General features: G+C 62.5%; 31 protein-coding genes and 1 tRNA gene. 23 read left to right on the top strand and 9 right to left on the bottom strand.

What is annotated here, in order from left to right; translation table 11 throughout:
- Positions 1-8 precede the first annotated feature (8 nt).
- Both CCK87_RS14315 and CCK87_RS14310 read left to right on the top strand, forming a co-directional pair.
- The gene (locus CCK87_RS14315; RefSeq protein ID WP_140162876.1) at positions 9-863 is read left to right on the top strand and encodes an acyltransferase domain-containing protein; all 855 of its coding nucleotides are present in this window, start codon (positions 9-11) and stop codon (positions 861-863) included.
- A gap of 92 nt (positions 864-955) precedes the next feature.
- A tRNA-Arg gene (locus CCK87_RS14310) sits at positions 956-1,029 on the top strand.
- On the opposite strand, the gene CCK87_RS14305 is transcribed toward CCK87_RS14310, so the two are convergent.
- A complete protein-coding gene (locus tag CCK87_RS14305; RefSeq protein WP_086462106.1) occupies positions 995-1,291 on the bottom strand; it encodes a helix-turn-helix transcriptional regulator in 297 nt (98 codons plus the stop codon). The two genes, CCK87_RS14310 and CCK87_RS14305, sit on opposite strands and share 35 nt — an antisense overlap.
- Before the next feature lie 120 nt (positions 1,292-1,411).
- On the opposite strand from CCK87_RS14305, the gene CCK87_RS14300 reads away from it, so the two are divergent.
- From CCK87_RS14300 to CCK87_RS14215, 17 genes are all read left to right on the top strand, one after another.
- Entirely contained in the window at positions 1,412-2,251 is an 840-nt protein-coding gene (locus tag CCK87_RS14300) for a hypothetical protein (protein WP_086462105.1), read from the top strand.
- Positions 2,248-2,553, top strand: coding sequence for a hypothetical protein (locus CCK87_RS14295; RefSeq protein ID WP_086462104.1), 306 nt, complete (start codon positions 2,248-2,250; stop codon positions 2,551-2,553). The genes CCK87_RS14300 and CCK87_RS14295 overlap by 4 nt, the downstream gene beginning before the upstream one ends.
- 202 nt (positions 2,554-2,755) lie before the next feature.
- Positions 2,756-3,061, top strand: a complete 306-nt coding sequence (locus CCK87_RS18120; RefSeq protein WP_140162875.1) for a hypothetical protein — start codon at positions 2,756-2,758, stop codon at positions 3,059-3,061.
- Between the two features lie 361 nt (positions 3,062-3,422).
- Complete coding sequence (locus tag CCK87_RS14280) at positions 3,423-4,949, top strand: hypothetical protein (protein WP_140162874.1); 1,527 nt, start codon at positions 3,423-3,425, stop codon at positions 4,947-4,949.
- A 225-nt stretch (positions 4,950-5,174) separates the two neighbouring features.
- On the top strand, positions 5,175-6,239 hold the full coding sequence (locus CCK87_RS14275) for a phage portal protein (protein WP_170927300.1): 1,065 nt from the start codon (positions 5,175-5,177) through the stop codon (positions 6,237-6,239).
- A gap of 5 nt (positions 6,240-6,244) precedes the next feature.
- Positions 6,245-6,562 carry a hypothetical protein gene (locus tag CCK87_RS14270; protein WP_086462099.1) on the top strand — a complete coding sequence of 106 codons (318 nt, stop codon included), beginning with the start codon at positions 6,245-6,247 and terminating at the stop codon, positions 6,560-6,562.
- On the top strand, positions 6,559-8,238 hold the full coding sequence (locus CCK87_RS14265; RefSeq protein ID WP_086462098.1) for a hypothetical protein: 1,680 nt from the start codon (positions 6,559-6,561) through the stop codon (positions 8,236-8,238). The genes CCK87_RS14270 and CCK87_RS14265 overlap by 4 nt, the downstream gene beginning before the upstream one ends.
- Before the next feature lie 76 nt (positions 8,239-8,314).
- On the top strand, positions 8,315-8,662 hold the full coding sequence (locus CCK87_RS14260) for a hypothetical protein (protein WP_086462097.1): 348 nt from the start codon (positions 8,315-8,317) through the stop codon (positions 8,660-8,662).
- Positions 8,659-9,027, top strand: coding sequence for a hypothetical protein (locus CCK87_RS14255; RefSeq protein ID WP_086462096.1), 369 nt, complete (start codon positions 8,659-8,661; stop codon positions 9,025-9,027). Before CCK87_RS14260 ends, CCK87_RS14255 begins: the two co-directional genes overlap by 4 nt.
- Positions 9,027-9,692, top strand: a complete 666-nt coding sequence (locus CCK87_RS14250) for an IPT/TIG domain-containing protein (RefSeq protein ID WP_086462095.1) — start codon at positions 9,027-9,029, stop codon at positions 9,690-9,692. Before CCK87_RS14255 ends, CCK87_RS14250 begins: the two co-directional genes overlap by 1 nt.
- 6 nt (positions 9,693-9,698) lie before the next feature.
- On the top strand, positions 9,699-10,202 hold the full coding sequence (locus CCK87_RS14245; RefSeq protein WP_086462094.1) for a hypothetical protein: 504 nt from the start codon (positions 9,699-9,701) through the stop codon (positions 10,200-10,202).
- 5 nt (positions 10,203-10,207) lie between these two features.
- Positions 10,208-11,782, top strand: a complete 1,575-nt coding sequence (locus CCK87_RS14240) for a hypothetical protein (protein WP_086462093.1) — start codon at positions 10,208-10,210, stop codon at positions 11,780-11,782.
- Positions 11,782-12,135 carry a hypothetical protein gene (locus CCK87_RS14235; protein WP_086462092.1) on the top strand — a complete coding sequence of 118 codons (354 nt, stop codon included), beginning with the start codon at positions 11,782-11,784 and terminating at the stop codon, positions 12,133-12,135. Before CCK87_RS14240 ends, CCK87_RS14235 begins: the two co-directional genes overlap by 1 nt.
- Positions 12,132-13,838: a hypothetical protein gene (locus CCK87_RS14230; protein WP_086462091.1), complete on the top strand. Its 1,707-nt coding sequence runs from the start codon at positions 12,132-12,134 to the stop codon at positions 13,836-13,838. Before CCK87_RS14235 ends, CCK87_RS14230 begins: the two co-directional genes overlap by 4 nt.
- 12 nt (positions 13,839-13,850) lie before the next feature.
- The gene (locus CCK87_RS14225; protein ID WP_086462090.1) at positions 13,851-14,483 is read left to right on the top strand and encodes a tail fiber protein; all 633 of its coding nucleotides are present in this window, start codon (positions 13,851-13,853) and stop codon (positions 14,481-14,483) included.
- A 46-nt stretch (positions 14,484-14,529) separates the two neighbouring features.
- Positions 14,530-15,282, top strand: coding sequence for a hypothetical protein (locus tag CCK87_RS14220; RefSeq protein WP_086462089.1), 753 nt, complete (start codon positions 14,530-14,532; stop codon positions 15,280-15,282).
- 39 nt (positions 15,283-15,321) lie between these two features.
- Positions 15,322-15,654, top strand: coding sequence for a hypothetical protein (locus tag CCK87_RS14215; protein WP_086462088.1), 333 nt, complete (start codon positions 15,322-15,324; stop codon positions 15,652-15,654).
- A 52-nt stretch (positions 15,655-15,706) separates the two neighbouring features.
- Here the strand turns inward: CCK87_RS14215 and CCK87_RS14210 are convergent, their stop codons facing one another.
- The 3 genes from CCK87_RS14210 to CCK87_RS18360 form a co-directional block, all read right to left on the bottom strand.
- Positions 15,707-15,949, bottom strand: a complete 243-nt coding sequence (locus CCK87_RS14210; RefSeq protein ID WP_086462087.1) for a hypothetical protein — start codon at positions 15,947-15,949, stop codon at positions 15,707-15,709.
- 3 nt (positions 15,950-15,952) lie between these two features.
- Positions 15,953-16,879 carry a tyrosine-type recombinase/integrase gene (locus tag CCK87_RS14205; RefSeq protein WP_212638243.1) on the bottom strand — a complete coding sequence of 309 codons (927 nt, stop codon included), beginning with the start codon at positions 16,877-16,879 and terminating at the stop codon, positions 15,953-15,955.
- A gap of 194 nt (positions 16,880-17,073) precedes the next feature.
- Positions 17,074-17,370: a hypothetical protein gene (locus CCK87_RS18360; protein WP_170927299.1), complete on the bottom strand. Its 297-nt coding sequence runs from the start codon at positions 17,368-17,370 to the stop codon at positions 17,074-17,076.
- A 304-nt stretch (positions 17,371-17,674) separates the two neighbouring features.
- Here CCK87_RS18360 and CCK87_RS14195 point away from each other — a divergent pair, with 304 nt between their 5' ends.
- Positions 17,675-19,759, top strand: a complete 2,085-nt coding sequence (locus CCK87_RS14195) for a P-loop NTPase fold protein (RefSeq protein ID WP_086462084.1) — start codon at positions 17,675-17,677, stop codon at positions 19,757-19,759.
- Positions 19,760-19,819: 60 nt separating this feature from the next.
- On the top strand, positions 19,820-20,263 hold the full coding sequence (locus tag CCK87_RS14190) for a hypothetical protein (protein WP_086462083.1): 444 nt from the start codon (positions 19,820-19,822) through the stop codon (positions 20,261-20,263).
- Positions 20,264-20,286: 23 nt separating this feature from the next.
- On the opposite strand, the gene CCK87_RS18115 is transcribed toward CCK87_RS14190, so the two are convergent.
- The 4 genes from CCK87_RS18115 to CCK87_RS18100 all read right to left on the bottom strand — a co-directional run bounded on the left by CCK87_RS18115 (position 20,287) and on the right by CCK87_RS18100 (position 23,449).
- Positions 20,287-20,589 (bottom strand): hypothetical protein, encoded by a 303-nt coding sequence (locus tag CCK87_RS18115; RefSeq protein WP_140162872.1) that lies wholly within the window; start codon positions 20,587-20,589, stop codon positions 20,287-20,289.
- 74 nt (positions 20,590-20,663) lie between these two features.
- The gene (locus tag CCK87_RS18110; RefSeq protein WP_140162871.1) at positions 20,664-21,482 is read right to left on the bottom strand and encodes a hypothetical protein; all 819 of its coding nucleotides are present in this window, start codon (positions 21,480-21,482) and stop codon (positions 20,664-20,666) included.
- Positions 21,483-21,816: 334 nt separating this feature from the next.
- Positions 21,817-22,629 (bottom strand): ATP-binding protein, encoded by an 813-nt coding sequence (locus CCK87_RS18105; protein WP_140162870.1) that lies wholly within the window; start codon positions 22,627-22,629, stop codon positions 21,817-21,819.
- 331 nt (positions 22,630-22,960) lie between these two features.
- Entirely contained in the window at positions 22,961-23,449 is a 489-nt protein-coding gene (locus tag CCK87_RS18100; protein WP_140162869.1) for a hypothetical protein, read from the bottom strand.
- Between the two features lie 386 nt (positions 23,450-23,835).
- Between CCK87_RS18100 and CCK87_RS14175 the strand changes: the two genes are divergently transcribed.
- Positions 23,836-24,030, top strand: coding sequence for a hypothetical protein (locus CCK87_RS14175; protein WP_086462080.1), 195 nt, complete (start codon positions 23,836-23,838; stop codon positions 24,028-24,030).
- Between the two features lie 105 nt (positions 24,031-24,135).
- Here CCK87_RS14175 and CCK87_RS14170 read toward each other — a convergent pair whose 3' ends face one another.
- Complete coding sequence (locus CCK87_RS14170; protein ID WP_086462079.1) at positions 24,136-24,615, bottom strand: DUF3817 domain-containing protein; 480 nt, start codon at positions 24,613-24,615, stop codon at positions 24,136-24,138.
- A 46-nt stretch (positions 24,616-24,661) separates the two neighbouring features.
- Between CCK87_RS14170 and CCK87_RS14165 the strand changes: the two genes are divergently transcribed.
- Positions 24,662-25,945, top strand: a complete 1,284-nt coding sequence (locus CCK87_RS14165) for an MFS transporter (protein WP_086462078.1) — start codon at positions 24,662-24,664, stop codon at positions 25,943-25,945.
- Positions 25,946-26,025 lie beyond the last annotated feature (80 nt).

Raw genomic sequence — 26,025 nt, 5'->3', positions numbered from 1 at the left:
GCAGGAACGTGACTGTGAACGAGGCAAACGACCACGACGCGCTGTTCGATCTGCTCGCGATCGACGAGGCGGACCGAGCAGACTGCGTGCGCGTGCTCCAGCGTTCGGATGATGCGGAGCAGGTCGCTCTGGTCACGGCGGCGCTGCTGCGCAGCTTCGGCAGCTTCAACCAGATTCGCGTCGACGAGCCCACGCAGGAGCCGCTCGTCTGGCTGAAGGCGTTCTTCGAGCTCACCCCGCACGTGGTGGAGTGGAGCCGTCGTCACGACATTCCTGAGCGCGTGACGCGCGACACGCTGGCCGACGTCGGGCGCCACCTCGCTATCAGCCGCCGGGTCACGGGAGAGTTCGGACTGCAGACCTGGCGGTGGCTCACGTACCACTTCACGGTGCGCATCTTCGCTTTGGGCAGGCTGCAGTTCGCACTCGAGCGGGCGGCGCCCACCTCCGAGGTCGACGGAGTGATCAAGGCGGGCGACTGGGTGCTCGCGGTGCACATTCCCGAGTCCGGGCCGCTGCTGCCCGACCTCGTCGACGAGAGCCTCGCGTCGGCCAAGGTGTTCTTCGCGGAACACTTTCCGCAGCATCCGGTGTCTGTGGTCACCTGCGATTCGTGGATGCTCGACCCCTTTCTGCTCGACCGCGTCGCGCCCGAGAGCAACGTGGGATCGTTCGTGCGCCGCTTCACGCCGATCGGCCACTCGAGCGACGGCCACACCGACGCGCTGTACTTCGTCTTCCGCACCCGCGACCTGAGTCGCCTCGACGAGCTGCCGCGCGACACGTCGCTGCAGCGCGCCGTGCTCGAGCGCTTCGAACTCGGCGAGACATGGCAGGTTGCGTGGGGGTATCTGAGGCTCTGATGGGGCGGTCTTTGTGGCGGTGTCGGGGCATCTTCGTGGCTGTGTCAACGGGCCGCTGTGAGGCGTGCTAGGATTTCATCTGGTCTTGACCTGCGCCCTTAGCTCAGCTGGATAGAGCGTCTGACTACGGATCAGAAGGCCAGGGGTTCGAATCCCTTAGGGCGCACAACACCATCAGCCCCCGACTCTACGGAGTCGGGGGCTTTTTTGTTTAAGCCACCGGCCAGCCAATCGAGACTGACCTCGGTGAGGCGTGCCCAGTTGACGAACACCGACGCGACAGGCTCCGACTTCCCGGTCTCGTAGTTGCTTACCGATCCTCGTGACACGCCCAGCGCGTCGGCTAGGTCGCCCTGTTCAAGTCCTGCCATCAGCCGCGCCGCACGTAGCCGACCGTGGATTGTTGTCCTGCTCTCGGTGATTGTCATGAGGACAACTTTATAGCTGTCATGTGGAAATAATCGACACGCCGCGAGCAATGCAGACATTCGTACGTGATGCCATCAGGTTGAACTCATGTACAAATTCTCCACATTGTGGATAACCCTGTGAGTGACCTGACCAATTCAGGCGGTTACATCGTTCGTCGCATGCTCGACGTGGACGAGAACTACACGACGATTCCGAACGCGTACCTGCGCGACCGACGCCTCTCGTACAAGGCCAGAGGCATCCTCGGTGACCTGCTCTCGCACAAGGAGGGCCGCAAGGTCAGCCTCAAGGAGTTGGCTGGTAGCCCCGACGACGAGCGCGACAACGCCGAGGGTATCGCCGCCGTGCGTACCGGAGTCAACGAGCTAGAGCGTTTCGGCTACCTCGTTCGCGAGAACCAGAAGGCCCGCGACTCGGGCAAGTACTACACCGTGTGGGCGCTTACAGACCCGACTGCGCCTCTGTTCGAGATGCCCAAGAAAACCGCATCTCAAAATCGCACACGGCCAGATTTGCCATTCGATAATCGCACGGCCACCGCATCCGATAATCGCACGAATAAAGAAACCTACTTAAGAAACCTATCTAAAGAGACAGCCCAAGCCGGTCACAGTACAGGCGAGCGAGAGATTGAGGCGCAGCGCGCCCAGCCTTTCCCGGTCGCTGTCGCTCCCATGGCCTCCGGCCCGGAGAATGACGCCTCTGGCGGCTCGCTGTTGGACGCTGACGCGTCAGAGCGCTACCGCGCTCACGTGGCTCAGAACCTCGCAGACGGCACCACCACCTCGCGCACCTTCGACATGAAGGCGTCACTTCGCCGCGCCGTCGAGCCGGTCGACCACGAGATGCCCACGCCGTGCCCCAAACACAAGTTCATGCCCTGTTTTCCCAACCCGAAGACAGGCATCTGCCCGTCGTGCGGGACTAACTACAACACCGGAGAAGTCGCATCATGACCGAGACACAGCAGCCCAAGCGCCCCACATGGTCGGAGGTCGCACGCCGCGACCTCTACGACCAGTTGAGCGCACTTACCACCGAATACCTCACAGAGGCCCGCCTGTGGCACGACGAGCCAGGACACGAGACAGTCGCACGCGCAGCATCGCAAGTGAGCTTCATGGCACAACTCGTGCAAAGCGACTGTGCCGAGAGCATCATGCGCCTCGGAGATGACTGGCTCAAAGCAGCACGGAGGACGCTCCCCGAGGTGCGAGCGATCCGCGAACGCCGCACCCTGATCGGCGGTGCACGATGACCCCGCTTGAGTTCTTCATCTACGGCACCATCGCAGTCCTCGCATGGTGGCTATTGCTCGAAGTCAGCGAACGCAGCCGCACCGAGTGGCACCCCCTCGGACGCTGCCCCAAGTGTGGCCGTGCGCTGATTCCGTACCCGGCGTGCAACGAGTGCGACTCGTGCGGCTACTGCGACGACGGCCAGCCAGCGGAGGCGCACGCATGAGCCGCCACCACCGAGCGCAGAAGTGGTCAACCCACAGCCCGAAGCTCCGCAAGATCATCCAGCCGCAGCTACCCCAGAAGTGCATCGACTGCCCACATCCTGTGATGCCCACCGACAAGTGGCAGGTAGGACACCGCAACGCAGCGGGCACCGGTGGCCCGCCCACCCTCGCCAACGTCGGACCCTCGCACGCCTGGTGCCCGTACTGCCGCAAGCGGTGCAACCAAGTCGCGGGCGGCAAGCTCGGCGCCCGCATCTCGAACCGCAACCGCAACGCACGAAGGGACATTCGCGAATGGTAGGCAACTGTGAGGCGTTCGGCTTCCTCGATGATCACAGCCTCAACGATGTGATCGAACACGAGTGCGTGCGAGAGGCGGGCCACGCGCCGCCGTGTGTCATGCGTGTCGTGACTGGCGGCGGCAGTGAGCCGTGGTCACCAGCATCACCATGGTCGGCGGCGACTCGATGAGCGCGCAGGCGGTCGAAACGGTCGCGGATGACGCGTTTTTTGACAGAACCCCCATACCTCCGCTCGGGGGCAGAACGACTTTCCCTCCCCAACTGTGGGAAAAGGTAAGAAACCGGGCGATCCCGCCGAGATGGGTCGGGCGGCTCGATGACACCCCTGAGCTTCGTCAAGAATTCCTAAAGGGCGCGTCGATGATGGGCTTCGAGCTTGTCGACCTCGATGACCCCGAGGCGATCCGGGCTCTTCGTGAGATGGACCCGCCCCGCGATCCGCTCATGCCGCAGCAGCTACTCATCGCGGACGCCCTCAACGCCGGGAACAAGCGGTCAGTCGTGGAGATACCGCGCCGCGCCTCGAAGACGACAACGATCCTGTGCTGGTGCCTCGGTCGGTGCGCCTCACGTAACCGGTACAAGGTGACGTACTCGGCTCAGACCGGCAGTGCCGGGACCGCCACGCTCGATGAGTGGGCACGCGACGGCCTCGACCGCATCGCCCCGCCCGACGAGATGGACCTCGCCCCGTGGATGCGTGGCCGCAACTACAAGCCCAAGGCGCAGACCCGGCACGAAGCTCTGTTCGGCATGAGCATCGAGACTGCCGAGGCCGCACCTGTCGGTCGCGGCTTCAAGGTCCTCAAGGGCAACACCAAGACCGGCATCTACTTCGACAACGGGTCGAGCTTCGTCGTCCTCAAACCCGAGGCAGGCGCCTACCGAGGTAAGGCTGCTGACATCTCTTGGCTGGACGAAGCTCAGGAGATTGACCCCGAGGACGGCGCCGCTCTGCTCGCCGGAATCATGCCCTTGCAGGACACCCGCCCGGGTAGTCAGATCGTCATCAGCGGCACCGCAGGAGAGGCGCCGGTCGGCCCGTTCTGGAAGTTCCTGAGCATGCTCCGAGGCGGTAACCCGACCATGGGTGGCATCGACTTCGCCGCCGATCCCGACACGGATTGGCAGCTACTCGAAGACGAGACTTACGCGCTCGATTTGCTCGAGACCGTGCACCCGGGCGTCGGCACCCTGACGAACCGCGAGTCGATGGCTGAGAACTACCAGACGATCCCGTTGCCTCAGTGGGTCCGCGAATACCTCTCGATCTGGCCCGAATCGTTCGGCGTCAAGGCCATCGACCCCGGCTTGTGGGACTCGCGTGGCTTGGCCCGCAAGAAGCCGATCCCGGCACGTGTGGCCTTCGCCATGGCGATCAAGCCCCGGGGCGGCGTGGCCGCGATCTGTGCCGCGTGGCGCGACTCCAAGGGCATCGGGTACGTCGAGCTTGTCGCTTACCAGGGCGGCACAGGTTGGATGCCCGAACGCGGCCAGACCCTTACGACGACATACCGAGGCTCGACCATCGCCTACGACACGATCTCATCCGAAGCTCTCGCGACCGTGACCGAGATGAACCGCCTTCGACCCAAGCCCCGCGTGCGCAAGCAGACGTGGCCCGAACTCGCCGCTGGATGCGTCCAGTTCATGCGCGACCTGGAGAACGACAAGCTACGCCACTTCAGGCAGAAGGACCTCACCGCCGCGACCGACAAGGCCACCCGCCGCGAGGTGCGAGGCGAGAACGGCCAATGGCTCTGGGGCGCCGACAGCACCGACGACATCACACCGCTCATCGCCGCGACCAACGCACTCGCGAACTGGGACAAGTACTACGCCCGCGCAGCCACCGCAGGACCATCCACGCCGATCATGGGGGACTAACCGCAATGACCATCAAACTCGACATCTCGCCCTGCTCTGTCATCGTGGTCTGCACCGACTGCCCCCACTGGCAGGCGTTCGCCGGAGCGACCCGCGCAGACGGTCGCCGGGTCGCCGCCGCACACGAGGAACTGACGCACCCCGACTCTCACCAATGGCGCGACGCGGTGACACGACACGCCGCCGATTCCATCGAACTACGGACGCATTCGGATAGTTCTCGTCGTGGGAATACGCGACAGACTCGGACTCGGCAAGCGCACTAGCGACCTGCTCGCCGTCGGACAGCAGGGGATCAAATCCCCGCTGTCCGAGGGCGCGCTTACCGGCGTCGTATTCGGGGATCTGTTCGAAGGCTTCGACCTCGCCGCGACCCTGCCCCTCTCCCGCTCGCAAGCCATCGCGGTCCCGGTTGTCTCGAAGGCCCGTAACCTCCTCGTCGCCACAATCTCGAAGTTCCCCCTGGTCGCGCTCAAGGGCGACGCGGTTCTCGATTCGAGCCGCCAGCCGACATTCCTCTACCGGACCAACACCGCCGTCAACCCGCAGACCCGCATGGCCTGGACGATCGATGACCTGATCTTTCACGGCTGTTCGGTCTGGTACGTCGAGCGCAGCGGCGAGGCGATGGACACCGGACGCCGCCCGATCCTCCACGCCGCGTGGGTCCCGTTCGATGACTGGTACATCGAGGACGGCACGATGTTCATCGATGACACCGCTGTCTCGGATGACGACTTCATTCTCTTCGACCACGTGTTTGAGGGCCTTCTCACGGTCGGGAATCGCACCCTTCGCGGCGCACGCGACACGGAGGAATCGTGGGTCGGTCGCGCTCGCAACCCGATCCCGCTCATCAACCTCAGGCAGACCGACGACCAGCTGACCGAGACCGAGGTCAAAGCCCTCGTAGACGCGTGGGCCAAGGCCCGGATGTCGAAGAACGGCGCTATCGGTTCCACTCCGCCGTCTATCGAGATTCAGGCGCTCGGCGATGTCTCGACCGACCTCATGGTCGAAGGCCGCAACGCGGTCCGCACCGACATCGGATCGTTTCTCAACATCCGCGCCTCAATGCTCGACGGCACCGCAGGCGTCGACTCCCTCACCTACACGACCAACGAGGGCGAGCGGAACCAGTTCTACGAGTTCGACCTGCCGTTCTGGACCCTCTTCATCGAGGCCCGCCTGTCGATGGATGACGTGGTGCCGCGAGGCGTCCGCGTCCGCTTCGACAAGTACGACCTGTACAACCCACCCACCGCCACCGGAACCCCAACAGAGGACTAACACTCATGGCAACCAGCAAACCCAAGACCACCGACGCGCCCGCCGACGACGACGGCCTCGACTTCCCCGACGAGGCACCCGCCTCGACGCCCGCCCCTGATGGCGAGCAGACGGCAGAGCAGGCCGCAGCGGAATGGATCGATGACGGCAGCGCCACCCGCGCCGCCGCGCTCATGGCCGCAGCGGCGTTCAAGGCCTCCGCGAACATCTCGGTCGCCGACCTCATCGACACCGCCCGCGAGCTTGAGCCCTACCTCAACGGCGTCACGGTCGCGATCACGGGGACCGTGGTTGACCTGTCCGAGGGCGGTGCCGCCGAATGACCAACGTCCAGATTGAGGGCGGGACCCTCTTCGCGAATCAGGCCGACCGCATCGTGTCGGGCCTGCTCGTGCCCTATGGCGAGGTCGGGCGCACCAACCTCGGCAAGTTCTCCGTGGACCCGGGAATCATCACGATCCCGCCCGATGTGACCGTGCTGGGCGCGAACACCGACCATACCCGAGAGAACCCCGTGGCCAGGTTCGTCACGGCTGTCGAGACCGAGGCGGGAATCGTCGCCTCGTTCGCCATCGGGAAGAACCCCGAGGGCGATCTGCTGCTCGCCGAGATAGCGGACACGACCAACCCGGATGCCCGCCGCAGCCTCTCGTCGGAGGTCAAGAATCTCGTCATCAGAGCGGGCAAAGCGGCGGGCGGCGTCCTGTTCGGTGCCGCCTTCGTCAAGGCCGGCGCTTTCCCCTCGGCCACTCTTCTCGCCGCAGATGTCGGCGAGGACGAAGAGATCGAGGACGCGCCGCTCGCCGATCCGAAACCGGACGGCGAACCGACCGTGACCGTCGAGAAGTTCACCGACGAATTCACGGATGAGGACGGCGTGAAGCACAAGCGCACCACCACGACGACGACCAAGGTCGACGGCGGCACCACCACGATCACAACCGCAACAGTCATCGAAGAACCAGAAGGAGACCCCGCCGTGGGAAACAACCTGCCCAACACCCTCATCGCTGGCAAGTCCGGCGAGAAGGCAAAGCCGCACCTGTCCCTCGCCGAGGTCGGCGCGATCCTCTACGCCTCCCGCATGGGCAACGTCGACAAGGAGGCCCTGCTCAAGGTCGAAGACCAGAACGGCACCAGCCTCTTCGCCGCCCTCGCTGACGTGAAGTTCGACGGCACAGGTGGCCTCGCCCCGGCGATGGGCCAGCCGCAGTGGCTCGGCGAAATCTGGCAGGCCGTCGTCTACCAGCAGCAGGTCCTCCCGCTGTTCGCCCACGAGAACCTGACCGCGATGACGTGGCAGGGCTTCAAGTGGGTCACCAAGCCCAAGGGCGGCGACTGGGCCGGTAACAAGACCGACGTGCCCGGGAACACGCTGAGCCTGCTCCCGGTCACCGGCACCGCCGACCGCTACGCCATCGGCCACGACATCGCCCGCGAGTTCGTGGACTTCAACGTCGTCGGATTCTTCGAGTCCTACGCCAAAGCAGTCGGTGAGGACTACGCCGCATGGGCAGACGGCAAGGTCCTCGCCAAGGTCCTCGCCGGAGCGACCCCCCTCGCAGGCGATGCTCTCACCACGCTCCCCGGCGTGGCAGGCGGCACCATCGGCTCTGCCGCCTCGGCCATCGTTGACGGCATCGCCGCCATCGTGCCGACCGGCACCATGCCCGACTTCGCTCTCGTCGCGACCGCGCTCTGGAAGCAGATGGTCAAGATGCCGCAGTCGAACGTTCTCGGCTACCTGAATGCCGCGCTCGGCTTCAAGGAGGGCGAGCTTGACGGTTTCAAGATTCGCCCGAACGGGCAGATCGGAACGGGCAAGGTCCTCGTCGGCGCCCGACAGGCCGCGACCGTCTACGAACTGCCCGGAGCGCCGATCCGCATCGACGCCCTCGACCTCGCCAAGGGTGGCGTCGACAAGGCCGCGTTCGGCTACTGCGGTACCAACATCAACGACGCCCGCGCACTGCAACTGGTCACCGCCGCCACGCAGTAACAGACCGGCTGGCCCGCCTCGGACACCGATCCCGTGCGCGGGCCAGCCCCCCCACCCTCTACCCGAAAGGGCCACCATGGCACTCGGCAAATGGCTCACCGTCGAACAGATCGAGGATCTGTGGGAAGACGACGCGCCCTCAGAACCGAAGCTCACGATGGTCGTCCGCGCCGCCCGATCCGACTGCCGCCGCTACGCGATGGTCCCCATCGACACGCTGAACGACGACGACGAGGAACAGGGCGACCTCATCGCAAGCTTCCACGACGCCCAGTTCATGCAGACCAAGAACACGTGGAACGCCTCACGAGTCGACGCCGACGGCGGCACCGGGGAAGGCGACTTCATCGTGCGACCGTTCCCGCTCGACTGGCAGGTCAAGGCCAAGCTGCGACCCAAGGGCGGGGCACCGGCCATCGGATGAGTACCCCACGCCAGACCCTCGCCACCGTACTCAAGCCGCTCATCCCGACCGGCTGGAGGATCGTTCCTGACGAACGAACCACGGGCATCTCCGACCAGACCAAGGTCACCTTCAAGCTGACCCAGATCACCCGCAATGCCGCCGCCCCGCAGGCCGCGCACGACATCGAGTTCATCGTCACCATCACCAGCCCCCGCGAGGACATCTCGAAGGCAGAAGACGAACTGGACGACGACGTGGTGACGCTGCTGCACGCACTCGATACCGCCGGTATCCCGTGGACGGTAGCCACAAAGGTCCTCGACAAGGACCGGCTTGGCTACGACATCACCCTCACCCTCACCAGCGAAAAGGACAAGCACTAATGGCAAACATCGCCGTCAAGCCCCGCGTCTTCAAGAACTACGGACTCAAGATCGACGCCGACAACTACGAGGCCCATGTGTCGGCGGTCTCGCTCGATCCGGCTGTCTCGACCCAGACGTGGAAGGGCGCCGCCCCGGGCGCGGTCTTCACCGACATGGGCGACCCCGTGTGGACGGCTGGCCTCTCCTACGCGCAGGACTGGGAGACCCCGAACAGTCTCTCTGCGTACCTGCTCGCGAACGTCGGCAAGAAGAAGCTCATCGACTTCTACCCCCTCGCGTCTGGCCCCAAGTTCACCGTGACCGGCCTCATCGTGCCCGGATCGGTCGGCGGCGCCATCGACGCGTTCGGGCAGTCCACGGTCACGCTCGGCGTCGACGGCCAGCCGGTGTTCCTGCCGGGTGCTGTCGGCGTGCCTGCCACGACCAGCGTGACCCCGGTATCGGGACCCGTGGCCGGTGGCACCCTGGTCGAATTGAACGGCTCGGGATTCAGCGGCGCCACCTCGGTTCTGTTCGGCACCGTACCGGCTACCAGCTTCATCATCGAATCCGACAACACCATCTTCGCCATCACCCCCGCAGCGGCGGCGGGATCGAAGCCCGCGAAGGTCACCACTCCGGTAGGCGTGGCGACGGTCCTCGGCGCGTACACGTTCGTCTAGGCCGTCATGCGAATCAGCGTCTTCAACTCGAAGGAACTTCAAGGCGTCACCGTCGCTATGAAGTCTTTCGACCGCGAAGTCGCCAAACAGATTCGCAGGGTTACCAAGGCCGTCGTCGCTCCCGAATGGTCGAAGGCCGTTCGTGAGCATGCCAGCACCCGGCTACAGCAGCGGGTGCTGGCAGACACCTCTCGTGTCGCCGTGTCTGACCAGAACGTCACGCTCAAATCGGCCTCGGTCGGGCGAGCCCTATCGGGTGGAATCAAGCCCTCGGAGGCCGTGGCCGCAGCCGAGTTCGGCGCGAACCGTGGCGAGTTCACCACCTACCGAGCGACCTCCAAGAAGGGCAAGACCTTCAACGTTCGCCGCCGCACCAAGGCCCAGCTTCCCGCCCGTAAGAAGACCGGCCACGCGGTCTATCCCGCCGCCGCCGACATCATCCCCCGCATCGCATCCCTGTGGGTCCAGACCACAGTCCGCACGTTCTACGAACTGATTGAGAAGAGGTAACCCCGATGGCTAAGGGCATCAGCATCGGCGTAGCGTCCGACACCCGCGAGTTCTCAAAGGGTGTCAAGGACGGTGTTATCAAGCCTCTCGAAGACGCCTCGGACGCTCTCGACGCCGTTGCCAAGGACGGCGACAAGGCGGGCGACAAGCTCGAAAAGGCGTTCGATGAGGCACGCAAAGACACCTCCAAATTCAAGGACGAGCAGACCGAACTCGGGCGCGCCATGCAGCGCGCATCGAAGGAGGGCGGCGACTCCTACCGGACCAACGTCAAGGATGGACTCGACAGCGGCAAAGAGTCCCTCGGCGAGTTCAAAGACGAGGCCCAATCAACGGCGAAGGAGACCGCCGCGTCGTTCGATGGCTCGGCTGACTCCATCGTGGGCGCGTTCCAAGAGATTGCTGCGAACGCGTTCGGCGGATTTGGGCCTGCCGGAATGGTCGCCGGTCTCGCCGCAGCTGCCGGTATCGGCATCATCTCGGCCGCGATGCAGAACGGCGACGAGACCGGCGAAAAGCTGCAAGCTCGGATCGGGGAAATCACCGACGAACTGATCGACTCGAAGCGCGGCGGGGTCTCTCTCGACTACCTCGTGGACAAGCTCAAGTCGCTGGCCAGCGAGGCCGAAGATACGAACCTCGAAGACCTCGCTAAGACCGCGAAGGACTCGGGCAGTGACTTCCGGGATCTCGCACAGGCGTACTCAGGCAACGCCGACGGCCTGAAAGACCTCCGTCGCCAGGCTGACGACTACCTCAAATCTCTTCGCGATCAAGCGGATGCCGTGGACACCACGACCAACGCGGGCGTTAAGGCGTACTCATCTCTGATCAAACAGGCCGACGCTCAAGAGACCTACCTCGGTTATCTCGACCAGTCGGTCGATGTCGCCAAGACCGCAGCGGAGGCCCAGGAGAACTACGCGAAGGCGGGCGGTCCTGAGCTTGAGCAGAAGGCCGCGATTCTCGCCGGTCTGTCGGATCAGATCAGCGACGCCGCGAGTTCGTGGGAGGACTACCAGAACAAAGAAACGGGCGCGATCGACATCGCCGCCTACCTCGCGAACATGCAGGCCCGCATCGACGCGAACAACAACTATGTTGCCAACCTCGACATCCTCAAGGCGCAGATGACCCCGGAGGCATTCGAGCAGGTCATTCAGGGCGGGCCAGACCTTGCCCCTTTGGTCGACTCTGTGGCCCACGCCTCGCCCGAAATTCAGGCTCAATTCGCGGCCACCTATGCCGCCGCCGCTGCGCAGGCGAACGGCGAAATCGCGGGCATCGACAGCAACGTGGATGTCACCGTGACGACGAAGGCCGACACGAAACCGGCCACCGCCGATCTGTTCAAGGTCCGCGATGACAAGTCGATTATCACGACCATCGGCACCAAGGCCAACACGCAGCCCGCCGCCGACCAGATCGCCGCCGCCGCAGCGCAGCCCCGGACCGCCACCATCGAGGCGACCGTGGACCTGTCCGGCGCTCGAACCGCGCTCGAGAACTTTGTCAACAAATCGCGTACCACGACCATCACCGTCAAGGCGCAGACCCCCGACGGAAAGCAGGTCTACTAATGCCCCAGATCAGCCACGGCGGCATAACCATCAACCCGTTCCTACTGACCTACTCGTGGGACGAAGAGATGAACAACATCCGTCACAAGATCATCGGACGCTCTGACGACGACATCACGTTCAAGCCCGCGAGCCTGCGCGCCGGGACCCTCGGAGTCCTCTGCATGGACGAGGCCGAAGCCCTCGCCGTACGTGCCCTTCACCGCGACCCGGGCACGTTCGTTCTGGTCGATGACGAGGTGACCTCGGCGTCGATGACCTATGTCCCGGTCGGCACAATGCGTGTCGGTATCGACCCGGAGACCCTGACCCGGTGGCTGCTCGCCATCGAGTTCCAAGAGGTGCCCGCGTGACCCTCTCTATCCACACCTACTCCGCGAAACTGACCACGCCAGACGCGCCCCTCTCGATCAAGGGCGGGTCGATAACGCTCGATGAGGGTTGGTCGCCCTACGTCCGGGGCACCATCACCATCGCTATCCCGGCCCTCGCCACGCTCGCCCGCCTCGACCCGCGCACGAACCCCCGGCTGTCGGTCTCGGCGGGCTGCACGTTCCAATGGAATGGGGTGGACCTGAACGGGTTCTATCTACCCCCAACCTCCCGCACCTTCAACGTCGTCCTACGAGAGCGCACGGTTGACCATGTGGCCGGAGAGGTGACCCTCACGCTCGCCTCGGATGAGGCCCTGCTGCAGGACTACGCCCTCGTTGCCACCGCGCCATTCGAGCGCCCGGACCCATCGGGCCTTGCCGCGATCAAAGCCGTTCTGACGATGGCCCTAGGAGTGACCCCGGTAGTCGCCGCAGCTATCACCACGAAGACCTTGACGAACATGCTCCCCAACCCAGGCGGCGAAACGAACGTCGCCGGGTTCGTGACCGCGGGAGGTAACGGCGTCGCGGTCGGTCGAAATAGCTCGGTCAGGCGGACCGGCACCGCCTCAGTCGCCGTCTACACGGATGGCGGCGCCTCGATGGCCGTCATCATCGCGCCGAACGTCAACCCCATCAGCGGGCACGTCGTGACCCCGGGTAAGTCCTACACCTTCAGCGCCTACTCGCAGGCCAATAAGCAGTACTTCGCGTCGGTCGCGCTCCGCTTCCACGATGTCAGCGGCACCATGATCGGCGGCGACGTGGCGACCGAAAAGAAGCTGCTCACGACCGACTCGTGGCAACGCTTCACCGTGTCCGCGGTGGCCCCGCCCGGTGCCGTTTACTGCTGGCCGATCTATTACCCGGACACGCCGCCCGCGGGCGTGACCTACTTCCTCGATGACCTCATGCTGCACGAGGGAAGCTCGCCCCTTCCCGCGTTCTCCGGCGCCACCGCCTCGACTCCCGACGTCACATACTCATGGGTTGGCACGGCGAACGCATCGATGTCGAGAGCCGCCGTCAAGGCATATGTGGACCCTGCCGCGACCGTGTGGAAGCCGGGAATGACGGCATGGGATTACCTCGAACCCATCCTGAGCTCGTTGCAGATGAGGCTCTTCTGCGACGAGTCCCGGGTGTGGCGGCTGGTCGATTCGAGTTACGTCGTCGCCGGGTCGCTCCGCATCTCCGAGGCCCGCAACCTTGTCAACGCAGCCGACCAGATCAGCCGTGCCGGTGCCGGTGAGTGGTACGACGCCGTGGTCATCGAGTACACGTGGACCGAAGCAGACGGAGCAACGAGAACGGCCTACGACGCCGCGAGCGTGCCCGGTTTCACGAAGGTACTTTCCCTCAAGTACGACACCCCTTATCCCGGTCCTGGCGCCGCTGACTACATCCTCAAGCGGGCGCAGGGCAAGGGGCGCCTGCTGACCCCCACAGCTATCAGTGACTACTCGGCTCAGCCCGGGATGGAACTGGTCGGCACGTTCCCCAACTCGCCCGTATCGACCGGTTACGTCACCGCCGTCACGTGGTCATTCGAGGACGACGAAATGGATGTCACCTCTCGTGGTCTCACCGACACACCCCTGACGGCTTGGGCACTCGCCCCGGTCGGACGCCGCTGGCAGGACATCGCAGCGGGCGTCAAGTGGAACACCTACACCCCATAGAAAGGCGCCCCCATGGCCAACGGAGACGCAGCCGCCGCGAAGGGCATCGCGGTCGTACCTGCCAGCAAAGACCTCAAGCTCGGATACGACGACATCAACCGCGCCCTCGACCTCATCGCGGGCCTCATGGATTCGGTTGCGAGCGTGCAGACCGCCGCCCTCGCCCTGCTCCCACCGGGCACCTCAATTCAGGGTTACTGGCGGGTAGCCCCAACCGGGTACGTCCTCGAAGCGGGCCAATACCTACTCAAGGCTGGAACCTACGCCAACCTTTACGCGGCCATCGGCGACATTCACAACGACGCCGGGACCCCGACCGGTTACTTTCGGGTCCCCGACAGCCGCGGGCGGGTGCAAGCAGGCCTCGCCCCAGCCGCGTTCGGCAACCCTGACTTCACCTTCCTCGGTGGCACCCCCGGCGTGTATCAGGTGAGCCTGACCGCAGCGCAGAACGGCACGCACACCCACGGCGTCAACTCCGTGATTCAGGGCCTCGTCGGTTACGCCGTGGAGATGCAAGGCACCGGCACCATCGGTCGCGGTATCACGGGACCCACGAACACCGGGACCGACGCGTCGGGCAGTGGGGCGCCGCACAACAACGTGCAGCCGACCATCATCGTCAACCGCGCCCTCAAGTTCTAACAGGCCTCAAACGCTTTGTAATTACACCCGCATAGGAGAGAACCAAATGGCACGAAATGGGCACCTCGACATATCCACCCTTGTCGACTGGGACGGCCACGGGAACTACCTGACCCCCGAGGCTTACAGGCAGTGGCTCGCATGGCGGCTCGCCGTCTATCGCGAGACCGGCGAGTGGATGTTCACCAGCGAGGCATACCGCCCCGAGGGTAACCGCGGCGACCTCGCAGCGGGCAACTACAACACGCAGTGGTACTGGTGGGAATGGTACGACGGCGACAGCCGATTCGCCGCCCGCCCCGGCACCACCTCGGCCCATGGGCTAGCCGAGGCCGTCGACATCATCTCGACCGTCTACGGGAACAACGGCGACTCCGAGATGCACCACACCATCGAGCGGCTAGGACGCCTCTACGGATGGGTCTTCGACATCCCCGGCGAACCCTGGCACGCCCACTACATCGGCAATCCGACCATCACCGCAGCACTCGACATTCAACCCCTAGGAGACGAAAACATGGCATGGACCGAAGAAGAGGCAACCCTCGTACGCGAGATTCACGCATCACTCAGGCAGCCCGACCGCGAGGGATTCCCCGGCGCACCCTCGACCATCGATCAAATCCAGTATCTCGCTCAGACCCTGCTCGGTGACCCGGGGACCGCTGAGCGAGTCCGCATCGAAGCTCTGAACAGGTGGCTTGTCGGGCGCCTCGGGACCGAGGACGGCCCCTCGCTTGTCGACCGCGTGCTGGCGATGGAGAAGAACATCGGACTGATCCTCGCGAAGCTCGCCTAACCCTGCCCCGATCACCCCTACAAGAGAAAGCAACACATCATGAACAAGACCGCAGTATTCATCACCTTCGCATCGGTCGCGACGGTCTCGATCATCACGGCTGCAGTTCTTCTCGCCGTGCGCCCGGATGCCTCCGCGACCCTCATCCAACTCATCGGTACGGCCCTCGCCCTTATCGCGGTGTTCGCCGGAACGGTCTACGGCCTCGGCAAACAGGGTGAGAAGATCGACACCATCCAGCGCCAGACCAACGGCACCAACACCGCCCTGCACGCCGAGAACACTCGCTTGACGAACCTTCTGATCCAGCGCGGCATCAACCCTGACGCCGACACCATCGAGGCCCGCAAGCCTGCCCACGCCCGCGAGTAGCAGCAGGCACGACAAAGCCCCGGGAGCCTCACGCTCCCGGGGCTGTTCGTCGTTACTTCCCGTACCTCTGTTGCGCCGCCTGCCGCGTGATTCCCAGCGCCGACCCTACCCACGCCCACGACCGTTCAAGCTCGGCGCGCTGGCCCGTGACAGCGGTCACGATAGCGTCGTCAAGCTCGGCCCGAAGACTCATCAGCGCAGCCAGTTCCGGCTCATCAGCTTGAGCAACACGCCGACCCCCGGCCCGGATCATGCGCCGCAGCATCGACAGGTATTCCTCGGTTTCAACGGCCATGACCTAAGCCCTCATCCCCATCGATTGACTGTCAACCTCGCCTTGACGCTCCCAGCGCCCCGCTCCGAACGCTCGAACGGACTCGCCAGCAGCGGCATCGACCGTGCGTCGCAGCGCGTCATTCGGCACGACGACATAGCGTCGCGTCGTCGCGGGCGACGAATGGCCTAGGAGGTCTTGCACGGCGAACACGTCACGGTCGACGGCATAGGTCCGCGAGGCGAAGCTGTGCCGCAGCGTGTGCAGTGTCCACTTGCCCGGGAGGAGGTTCGTCGCGAGCTTGCCGACCCATCGAGGCGACAGGTGGCCGTCATCGTCGCCCGGGAACGCATACCCGTAGCCGAGGGCACGAAGCTCGAACGCGAGCCGACGAGTCAGGGGCACGGGGCGATCCTTGTTGCCTTTGCCGTGGACGATGAGGGTCCAGCCAATGAAGTCCTCCACGAGGTCATCCGAGTGCACGACGGCGATCTCGCCTCGGCGCATCCCGGCATCGTGAGCGAGCCGCAGCACGAGGCGCATTCGCTGGTCGGCCTTGAGCAGCGCCGCCTCGAATAGCTCTTCTGGGATCGGGCGGGGCCTCGGCTGACCGGGCTTGACCTTCCCGAGAGCAAGGGCAGGATTCGCCTCGCATCGACCGGTCTCGACCGCCCACGCGTAGAAGCTCCGGAACGTGGTGCGCCGCCCGCGCCGGGTCTCTTGCGCCCACTTCTGGGAACCGCACCACTGCACGAGTTCATCAGCGGTCAACACCCACGGCTCGGAGTGGATGCGTCGGGCGAGGTGCTGCAAGTGCGACCGTCGCGAGTCGACGGTCGGCTTAGGCGCGCCGACACTGGCTTGTGCGTGCAGGTAGTCGGCAATGGCCGCGATCCACCCCGGAGTCATTGCGTGTGGCCGGGTGTCTGGGGCCGATAGATGTGAATGCATACATCCACCGTGCGCGACAGATGAGACACCGCGTCCCTACGCTTGGCACTCCGTGTCTCAACCACCATGAACCTCCGTCAGCGATGGATGCTCGGGCGAGGGCACTGTGGGAGGCCCGCTCATGTGTGCACCGGAGAAGATCAGGATGGCAAAGACGACGACCGCAGCGAAGGCGAGCGGGAGTCCCCAGGCCCTCACGCGCTGACCCCCCGAATGGCCGCACGCACGAGAGCGAACGCCGCGAGATACGGCGCAAGCGCTCCCGGATCAGCTACAGAACAGAAGGCCAGGGGTTCGAATCCCTTAGGGCGCACAACAGAAAGCGACTCGCGAAAGCGGGTCGCTTTTTTGTTTGCCCTGCAAAGACGCGAATCCTGGCGGGTTTCAATAAGAAGGCTCCCGGCGGCGTGCCGGGTGCCCGATGGGGCAAAACTGGTTTTGACAGCAACCGTGACAGCAACGTGGGTGGACACGGTCTCGAAATCGGGCATTGTCGCTCCGATCTTGGCGTTGCTGTGCTTCCAGGTCCTCGAGGATGATCGAGTAGATCTCGTCGTCGATCAGGTCATCGAGGAAGGCAGCTTCGAGGTCGTCGAACGATCCCGGAACGTAGTTCAAGAGGTCGTCATGTTGGCCCGCTGTCCGGCCATCTCGGATGGTCTCGGAACGAATGACCTCCCGCCCTCCATGCGCACATTCATGGCCCCAGCGGGTTTATCCAAGGGCCGAACAACAGGTGCGATCACAACCGTGCTCTAGCGGCTGAATCGTTGAGCTGCCTGATTTACTGGGCGCATGACCTATGTACCGAGCGCCATTGAGCCGTGGAGCGACGATCCTCGCAGCACTTTCGAGATCGATGGACGATCGGACTTCGCGAAAGTAATTAGTTCAAGGATCGATGCCTGTGTGCAAGGACAGGGTTCGACTGTTTTCGGAGTAGTTGGGCCGTGGGGAAGCGGAAAATCGAATTTGCTCGCCAAGATCAAGGTTCACCTCGACAAGGAATGGACAGTCGTAGATTTCAGTCCGTGGTCGGTATCGGACAGCACAATGCTCACGAGCGAGTTCGTAGCCACGCTCGCCGCGGCTTTTCCCAAAGCGAAGTCGCTTCGAAAGCGTTTGGTCGAATATTCGCGTTATGGCACGCCAGCGTTGAATCTGATTCCGTCGGTGGGCTCTGCGGCATCAAAACTACTCGACAAGGTCTTGTCAGATATGGCTGCGCGGCCACCTTGGCACGTCGAATTTGGCCAGTTAAGTCAGGACATCGAAGATCAGGGAACTCGCGTGCTTGTAGTTGTCGACGATGTCGACCGGCTCGATGCAGATGAACTTCGAGGACTGTTCCGAGTTATTCGTCTGGTAGGCCGATTCACGAACGTTCACTACTTGCTTGCATATGACCAAAACACCATCGAACAGTTGCTATCTAGAGCTGGCTCAGGGGGCTATAGCTCTGACTACACCGAGAAAATTGTTCAATATCCCTTTGAGTTGCCACCCGTACCTAAGGTGGTGCGACGGCGTTGGAGTCGAGACATAGTTGAGGAATTGGTCACGCCGGCTGTTCGCGATTCAAGCCGTTATGGCTATGTCGACCAGCTGGAAGAGTTGATAGCGATCCTGGCTAACGGGCTAGAGACCCCGCGCGCTGCACATCGGCTCAGAGAACAGATCGTTAGCCTCAAAACCTTGGTTCAAGGAGCTGAAGTCGATGTCCTCGACTTTATTGCGATTACATGGATTCGTGTGACGCATCACCGTCTCTGGGACCACATAAGACTTCATCCGGAGGAATACTTTGGCTGGAGAGGAAACGCCAGCTCTGAGGCTCAAAATCAACGAGATGATCTCGTGGCGAGTCTCCTGGATCGGGGAGAGTTGGAACCAGCTCAAAATGCATTGAGATTCCTATTTGCTCCAGTCGATTTACCTGCTGCATTCGCGATGCGGGAATGGAGAATGCATAGTTCCCGATTTTTCGAACGCTATTTTCTAATCGGCGTGTCCCAGGACGATGTAAGTGACCGGATGATCGGTCGCGCATTAAGAGTGCTTGAGTCCGGCGATTCCTGGACAGAAGAAGTTGATCAGCTTCAGGACATCGTCACGGGCGAGGATGAAGATCGGGCGGCATTGGCGCTTGAGGCCGTTAACCGAATGCGCAACGCGCAGGCCCTCCCTTCAACTCACGTGCTTAACTTCGTCGGCAATGTCCGATCATCCCTTGCAGAAACGTCATTGGTTGCTGACGCCCGAGGCGCAGGATTAGAGGGATGGCTCAACCGCGAAATATTCCTGGCTCTTCACGGGAAAGTTGTTCAAACTTCCGAGCTTGTCCACCGATACGGCTTCGAACAGTTGACCTATAGTGCCTACTTGGCGCGGAGGCAGATGAGAGGAGCAGTCGAAGAGGTTCGCACCGTCTACCGCGAAATGGCGTCTCTATGGCTGCAAACGATCCGAAATGAAACTCTGACGGCAGTAATCAGCCGGTCAGAGTTGATACCGATGACCTCGTTTCTTATCTGGATTGCCGACCTCGCAGATGAGCGGGGGTTTTTGGCAACTAAAGTCTCCGACGCCGAGTCAGTCCTGCAAATAGCCATGGCGTTTATTGGGTTCAACGAATGGGTAGGTGCGGGGGTTCATTATGAGGTCCAATTTCGCGAGCAAGAGTTCCGATTTAGTCTCGGGAACGCTTTGACTTCCTCCTTGCTGACAGGCCTTCCGGCCCGAATTCCCATACCCGAGTATGAAACGGATGAACTTCCAGAACGTATACTCAGCGATGCACAGCGCCGAGACATTGCCCTCCAGAGGTTAGCGGCGCTTGAGGTACTGGAGGACGAGGGCCGCGCAACCACGTCTAACTGATGGTTCGAATCCATGCAGTAATGTATCTGCACCGAACGGTAACCCTGCTACCCTTCGCACGTGGACGAAATCATCGCGGCGATCTTCGGCGCAGATATCTGGCAAATAGCGTTGGCTGTCGTCGTCGCCGTAGCAGGTTCAAGTGCAGCTAGCGCATGGATTACCAGCGCATTTACATCGTCGGGCAACAGTAAAACTTTCCGCCGGGACGTCCGTCATCAAGCCCTCGTCAAGCTTGGAGCCGCATATCAACTTTTTTCGACCGTTGGTGCCGCCGCTCACGTTTCCACAAATGATGATGAGGAACGGATTGCACAAGTTTCGGCGGAGGCTCGGGTCGCGGTGGCCCAAATAGGCGATGAGAATTTGCTTACTCTGGTCGACCTATTCGTGCTTGCGGGCGAACTGTATTCTGCGAAGGATGAAGAAACAAGTTACGTGTCATTGGACGAGAAATTTATATCTCTCGTCCAGAAAATCACCAAGGGCATACCCGCCAAGTAGCTGCCATGCGGCGGCCGTATCGCTTAGACAGCAGCTTTCTCGCGCGTCTTACTTTTGATCGCGAGGTCAGGGTGCCTACTGGCAGCGCGCTTCATCTCCGTCACAAGGTCGTTTGATGCCCCTACAAGAGTCACCGAATTTACTCCGTGCTCGTCAAGGGAGGTGATTAGCGCATCGACAAAAGAGGGTGCAGCTGCCAAAACTGCTCTCGCGGAAATTTCAACCTCTTTTGCACTGGCAACGTCTCCGGCGAAAGCATCCTCAACTAAGTTGTAAGCAGCGTTTCGAGTCCCTACGAGTCGGGGAAGAACAATCGTGGTAGTCATCAAAGTCCCCTTACTGAATCGACTAATACTAGTTTAACACCGAAGCGCTACGGAAACTGGGAAGTTTACGCTCATTATTTTGCGAGTGCGATCACTTCACCGTGAGCGACCAATCCGCGGATCACTCCGCCCAAACTTGCAAAACGGCCATCCACGTTGTGTCTGTTGAATGTAACGAATGAATCTCCGCTAGCGAGATTCAAATTTCCACCGATATTGATGAGCGTTTCCCGAATGGTAGAAAGTCCATAACCGCGAGTTGCGTCTCGGGATGAACTTACACCGGGAGTGACAGCGAGTGTAAGAGCATGTGCGTGGCTCGAAGCGCCTCTCGTTGCAAGTTTCGCGAGGGGGCCTACGCCCGAATCTGCAAGAGCAAACTGGTATCGCCTTTTGTATGGAAAGTACTGGGCAAACAGGAAACCCATATCCGTCCCAGCGTGCGAAGGGATATTTTCGCCCAGTTCGCAAACAGCGCGGTAAAGGTTTTTCGCCGTTTCTTCATCATGATCCTTCGCAAACCAGAAGACACTCTCGGCGAGGCCAGCGACGGATTCCGAATTAGTTACTGGTACGAGTTCAACCATTCTCATTCCCTGGTCCCTCTCGCGTATCTGCGGGAAGTCATGTGAGACAAAACGCTGACTCATAAATTCAGGAAGATGAGTGCGAGTGATGTAGCGGGCTACGTCGGGATTTCTTGGGGCGCGGACTGAGACCGCCACTTCCTGCCGCGTCAACCAGTCAATGAGGGAGGCGAGAGAAACAATGCCATGAGGCAAGGCGAACGTAACTGATCCCAGGTCAATCTCGACTTCCCGTGGGAGCTCATCGAGATCGAAAGCCTCCCAGGGTGCGGCGAAATGGAGATCTCGGCCAAGAATTAACTGCACCAACTACGACCCCCAAGGTTCGTGGATCGTTTAGAAGAGAAATGACGTCTGATCAGGATTGATCGTCACGTTAAGAAAGCCCCGCCGATCCGAGACATCCGCGATATCTCTGGCAAGTTCGGGCGGGGCGGACAGCACAACGATTGATTCAGCGCGGCGTCGATTCAGCTCTCGCAAGAGCTCATCTGCGAAAGAGATAGTAGATGCGACGACAATCCCGCCATCAATAAGTACGGTCAGCCCTGCGAGGTTCTCAGAGACCGACGCGGAGTGCAGTATTCGACCTGCAGCCGATCGGGTGCCGACGAGCCTCGGGAGTGATATCCGGACATAATCACTTCTCATTCGAGTCACCTCCGCTGTTTGTCGCATCAACAGGTTCAATACCTATCTCCCTGCCGGTAGGGAGGATTCCCTGAATGAGCACGCCCGCCGCCGAATTTGACAGAGAACGACGAACTAGCCCGGCTGGACCTTCGATCCGGAATGCTGATCCCGACATGATTGCGAAGGTTCCACCCCTCTCCAGAACGTATCTCGACATACTTGCCAGGCCAAATCCTCGACCAATTTCCTGAGTTGCAGATACGCCTGAGGTCATTGCGAGGTCCAGCGCTTCAAGGTCATCAGTGGGACCCAGGCTGGCCAAGGACGTACGCATTCCCACTCCACCATCTGCAATGGCGAATCGGAGGGTGTCCGTCTCGTCTAATTCGGCTGCAAAATAACCTGAGGCTCGACCTGAATGAAACAGAATATTGTCGCCGGCCTCGCAGAGACAGATATAGAGAGCCGCAGCTAGGTCGGCATCTCTTTCAGCACCCCATTCATGGAGACGCAACGCCAGATTCTCTACATTGTTTTCCACCCCGAAACTGGTTACGTCGAGTGTGTCCGGCTTCATGGCCCACATGGGCAGCGAGTGAAGTACAGACCTCGAATCAAGAAAGCTTGCGAACCCCCTGTCCACGAGTGCCAGTGCTGAGGCGTGCGAAGACGGAGCAATAAACCTGGGCTGGCGACCTTCGCTTAACAAACGGTCAATTTCGATGGCTGCTGTCGTTAGAGATGCAGGGCGAATGAGCTCTAGGTTGCGAAAATCGATGATGTCGGAGCGATTCTGATAGAGCGGACCTGAATGCACCACGCTTCCTGCTAATCGCAGCCCCATACTCCCTCCCGGAGAGAACAATACACACCGTTGCAAGTCCGGCAGGTTCCCGAAAGCATTCCGACGAACGGCTACCCCAACCTCGCCTTGCCCAGTAGGCCTCCAGAGCTGTGAGAACTTTCTTTACTCATTCAAGCGCCGGGCAAGCCCGGCGGGGCCGAGCTGCGGTGCGTCCGGTCCTCGCTTCGCTCCGGTCCGGGCGCTCCTCGTTCGACCCTGTTCGAGTTGACTGGTTAAACAGCAAGACCCGCCGATCCACGAGCGTGGGGCGAGTCCGCTTCCTAAGGATATCGACTTCGGTCAAGTCTCATGGCTCTCGGCTGGTTTTCGATGGCAGCGTGACCGACCAATATACGAGGTGCTCGTCGAGCGATAACGCTGCGGCGATCGGCTCCAGCGCCAGGGGTGACAAGGAACCGTCCCAATGTTCGGTCTGGCCGTGGTGCTGATTCATCCTGTCGGCGAATCGTCGAGCGGAGTCGGTTGCATTGAGCACTACGATTTCCAGGAGTCGAGCTGCGTGACGATTTGCCATCAATAAGAAATCCACGACATCGGCTCGGCCACGAGCGGTGAGATCCCGAATCCTTCGGCTGTCGTGGCGAGTGAGGCCCACTTTGTAAAGACCCTCAGCATGAACGCGCAGCACGTAGACCAGGTGCGGTTCCCACCAGCGCTGGGCCAGCTCGTAGTCGGATGCTCCATACCGAAGGCAATCTCGGGTGTGGTTTTGGTCACGTCGGCGCTGAGCAACCACCCACTCAAGATCGACCGGAGGATGGTGCGCGCCACTCATGCCCAGCGTCCTCTGACAGCAACCGTGACAGCAACCTAGCGCCGTCCTAGGAGATCCAGCGAGAGCGGGGGAGCAGAGCAACCCTCGTGAGAACGGCAATATGAACGTCGGCGCATGGCCCGAACCTTTCTACGGATCAGAAGGCCAGGGGTTCGAATCCCTTAGGGCGCACAACACCATCAGCCCCCGACTCTACGGAGTCGGGGGCTTTTTCTCTGCCCGCGCGCTCTCCGCTCGGGCGCTCTATTTCAGGAAGAACAGGCTCGTCGCGTGCGAAGTGACGGGGATTGGGGCGCTTTTCCTGAATACGGGCAAGCGGCATCGATCACTGCAGCGATCGCAGTGGGAGTGGAAGTCTCATCGGGCGGCGAACTATCGTCGAGTAAATGTTCTACAACGACTGGTTCCAGATCCCGTACCTCGCGTTCATGGTGGCGCTTTTCATCGGTGCCATCGTCCTTCTGGTCCTCCTCGGACGCCTGATACTGGCGGCGACGGCGGCCCTTCAGAGCTACAGGCGGGTACAAGAAGTCAAGATCGAGTTGCTCATCGCGGATGGAACCGACGAACCGAAACTCTGATCAAGCGGTCAGCGGCGCTCTTAGTCAGGCAGAACCGGGTCGTCGCGTGCGAAGTCGTCCAAACCAGAGCAGTTTTCCTGGATACGAGCGCGTCGCCGCTGCTGCTCAGGCCTTGCCGCCTGGAGGGCCGATCATCAGCAGCGTGGTCATGATCACGACGAGTGCAACGAACAGGCCGCCCGCCAGCGGGATAGGCCGCTGGATCGCCCAGCGGAACACGCGATCGAGCGGGCGCGCGTCTCGGGGGTCGCTTGTCGCTTCCGTGCGCCATCCGCCCTCGAGGTTGCCGCGGCGGGCCAGCCAGCGCTCGGTCGGGATCGTGGCGTAGGGCACGACGGCGGATGCGACGGCGAGGGTCGCCATGCCGAGGTGCCACCGCTGGTTCACGGCCACGACGCCGGCCTGCAGCGCGTACGCGATGAAGATCAGTCCGTGGATGAACCCAGCGATCGACACGGGCCAGTCGCCGACCCCCACCGCGTACTTCAGGATCATGCCGACGATGAGCAGTGTCCAGGTGATCGTCTCGAGCAGGGCGAAGACGCGGAAGAGTCTCTCGGGCGTGAACGTACGAAGGGAGGCCATGCATCCAGTGTCTCGTATCGTCGCTGGGTGACCGTAGCGTAGAGGCATGGCACAGCTTCCCCGCGCCGTGCGGCCCTTCGCGACCGGTCAATACCGGCTGCTCTTCGGCGCGCTCACGCTGTCGCTGTTCGGCGGAGGCATGTGGCTGGTGGCCCTCGTGTGGCAGGTCATCGAGCTCGGCGGAGGCCCTCTGCAGCTCTCGATCACGGCGACTGCCACGAGCATCGGCATGGTCGGCGCCACTCTGATCGGCGGAGTCGTCGCCGACCGGGTGCCGCAGCGACTGATTCTGGTGGGCATCGAGGGCATCAAGCTCGTGAGCATGGCCAGCATCGCCGTGCTCGCGCTCACCGGTTCGCTCGAACTCTGGCATCTCGTCGTCGCGGCGGCTCTGCTGGGCATCGGCGAGGGATTCTTCTACCCGGCGTACTCCGCGATCCTGCCCTCGCTTCTTCCGGCCGACGACCTGCTCGCGGCGAACGGCATCGAGGGAGTGCTTCGCCCCGCTGCGATGCAGGCCGCCGGCCCAGCACTCGCGGCCGGACTCATCGCGGTCGGTGGCCCGCCCCTCGCCTTCGTCGTGATCGTCGTCGTTCACGTTCTGGCGCTCGTGGGCCTCAGCCTCATGCGCAGCGTGCCCGTCGTGCGCGACCGCTCGGCCGACGCCGCGCATCCGCTCGTCTCTGTCTACCGCGACATGCGCGAGGGCGTCGTGTACATGGTGCGCACCCCGTGGCTGTTCGCGACCCTGCTGTTCGCGTTCGGCTGGGTGCTGGTGCTGCTCGGCCCGATCGAGGTGCTGCTGCCGTTCGCCGTGCGTGACCAGACCGGGGGAGGAGCCGGCTCGTTCGCCCTCGTGCTCGCGGCCTTCGGCATCGGTGGCGCTATCGGCTCGATCGTCGTCGCGTCTCGCCGCCTGCCGCGCCGCTACCTCACCGTCATGGTGCTCTCCTGGGGCATCGGCTCGGTTCCCCTGGGGATCATCGGGTTCACGACAGAACTCTGGGTCATGGCCGCCGCCGTCTTCATCGTGGGGTTCACCGGCTCTGCCGGCCAGGTGATCTGGGGAACGCTGCTGCAGCGCCGTGTTCCGCGCCACCTGCTGGGGCGGGTGTCGAGCCTCGATTTCTTCGTGTCGCTCGCGCTCATGCCGGTGTCGATGGCGCTCGCGGGCCCTGTCGGCGAAGCGGTGGGCCTGATGCCCACGTTCCTCGTCGCGGGGATCGTGCCCGTCTTCTTCGCCGTCGCCGCCCTGCTCATCGCCCGCATGCCGCGCGACGAGATCGCGCACCCGTTGGATGCGACGGGTCCCGTCGACGAGGTCGCGTGACGCTAGCGGTGAGGTCGCGTGACGCCGGCGCTCGGGTCTCGTCCGGCGTGGATTGCGACGCGCGTCTAGCGGAGTCGGCC

This window comes from Agreia sp. VKM Ac-1783, from assembly GCF_900177765.1.
GTDB lineage: Bacteria > Actinomycetota > Actinomycetes > Actinomycetales > Microbacteriaceae > Agreia.
Note: the sequence above shows the minus strand (reverse complement) of the source record. Positions and strands in the feature narration are given on the sequence as shown.

What these genes read in the sequence shown, in the direction of transcription:
- CCK87_RS14305 (WP_086462106.1), bottom strand. Translation starts at nt 1,291, where the DNA reads ATGACAATCACCGAGAGCAGGACAACAATCCACGGTCGGCTACGTGCG.
- CCK87_RS14295 (WP_086462104.1), top strand. Translation starts at nt 2,248, where the DNA reads ATGACCGAGACACAGCAGCCCAAGCGCCCCACATGGTCGGAGGTCGCA.
- CCK87_RS18120 (WP_140162875.1), top strand. Translation starts at nt 2,756, where the DNA reads ATGAGCCGCCACCACCGAGCGCAGAAGTGGTCAACCCACAGCCCGAAG.
- CCK87_RS14280 (WP_140162874.1), top strand. Translation starts at nt 3,423, where the DNA reads ATGATGGGCTTCGAGCTTGTCGACCTCGATGACCCCGAGGCGATCCGG.
- CCK87_RS14270 (WP_086462099.1), top strand. Translation starts at nt 6,245, where the DNA reads ATGGCAACCAGCAAACCCAAGACCACCGACGCGCCCGCCGACGACGAC.
- CCK87_RS14265 (WP_086462098.1), top strand. Translation starts at nt 6,559, where the DNA reads ATGACCAACGTCCAGATTGAGGGCGGGACCCTCTTCGCGAATCAGGCC.
- CCK87_RS14260 (WP_086462097.1), top strand. Translation starts at nt 8,315, where the DNA reads ATGGCACTCGGCAAATGGCTCACCGTCGAACAGATCGAGGATCTGTGG.
- CCK87_RS14255 (WP_086462096.1), top strand. Translation starts at nt 8,659, where the DNA reads ATGAGTACCCCACGCCAGACCCTCGCCACCGTACTCAAGCCGCTCATC.
- CCK87_RS14250 (WP_086462095.1), top strand. Translation starts at nt 9,027, where the DNA reads ATGGCAAACATCGCCGTCAAGCCCCGCGTCTTCAAGAACTACGGACTC.
- CCK87_RS14245 (WP_086462094.1), top strand. Translation starts at nt 9,699, where the DNA reads ATGCGAATCAGCGTCTTCAACTCGAAGGAACTTCAAGGCGTCACCGTC.
- CCK87_RS14240 (WP_086462093.1), top strand. Translation starts at nt 10,208, where the DNA reads ATGGCTAAGGGCATCAGCATCGGCGTAGCGTCCGACACCCGCGAGTTC.
- CCK87_RS14235 (WP_086462092.1), top strand. Translation starts at nt 11,782, where the DNA reads ATGCCCCAGATCAGCCACGGCGGCATAACCATCAACCCGTTCCTACTG.
- CCK87_RS14225 (WP_086462090.1), top strand. Translation starts at nt 13,851, where the DNA reads ATGGCCAACGGAGACGCAGCCGCCGCGAAGGGCATCGCGGTCGTACCT.
- CCK87_RS14220 (WP_086462089.1), top strand. Translation starts at nt 14,530, where the DNA reads ATGGCACGAAATGGGCACCTCGACATATCCACCCTTGTCGACTGGGAC.
- CCK87_RS14215 (WP_086462088.1), top strand. Translation starts at nt 15,322, where the DNA reads ATGAACAAGACCGCAGTATTCATCACCTTCGCATCGGTCGCGACGGTC.
- CCK87_RS14210 (WP_086462087.1), bottom strand. Translation starts at nt 15,949, where the DNA reads ATGGCCGTTGAAACCGAGGAATACCTGTCGATGCTGCGGCGCATGATC.
- CCK87_RS14205 (WP_212638243.1), bottom strand. Translation starts at nt 16,879, where the DNA reads ATGCATTCACATCTATCGGCCCCAGACACCCGGCCACACGCAATGACT.
- CCK87_RS18360 (WP_170927299.1), bottom strand. Translation starts at nt 17,370, where the DNA reads ATGCCCGATTTCGAGACCGTGTCCACCCACGTTGCTGTCACGGTTGCT.
- CCK87_RS14195 (WP_086462084.1), top strand. Translation starts at nt 17,675, where the DNA reads ATGACCTATGTACCGAGCGCCATTGAGCCGTGGAGCGACGATCCTCGC.
- CCK87_RS18115 (WP_140162872.1), bottom strand. Translation starts at nt 20,589, where the DNA reads ATGACTACCACGATTGTTCTTCCCCGACTCGTAGGGACTCGAAACGCT.
- CCK87_RS18100 (WP_140162869.1), bottom strand. Translation starts at nt 23,449, where the DNA reads ATGAGTGGCGCGCACCATCCTCCGGTCGATCTTGAGTGGGTGGTTGCT.
- CCK87_RS14175 (WP_086462080.1), top strand. Translation starts at nt 23,836, where the DNA reads ATGTTCTACAACGACTGGTTCCAGATCCCGTACCTCGCGTTCATGGTG.
- CCK87_RS14170 (WP_086462079.1), bottom strand. Translation starts at nt 24,615, where the DNA reads ATGGCCTCCCTTCGTACGTTCACGCCCGAGAGACTCTTCCGCGTCTTC.
- CCK87_RS14165 (WP_086462078.1), top strand. Translation starts at nt 24,662, where the DNA reads ATGGCACAGCTTCCCCGCGCCGTGCGGCCCTTCGCGACCGGTCAATAC.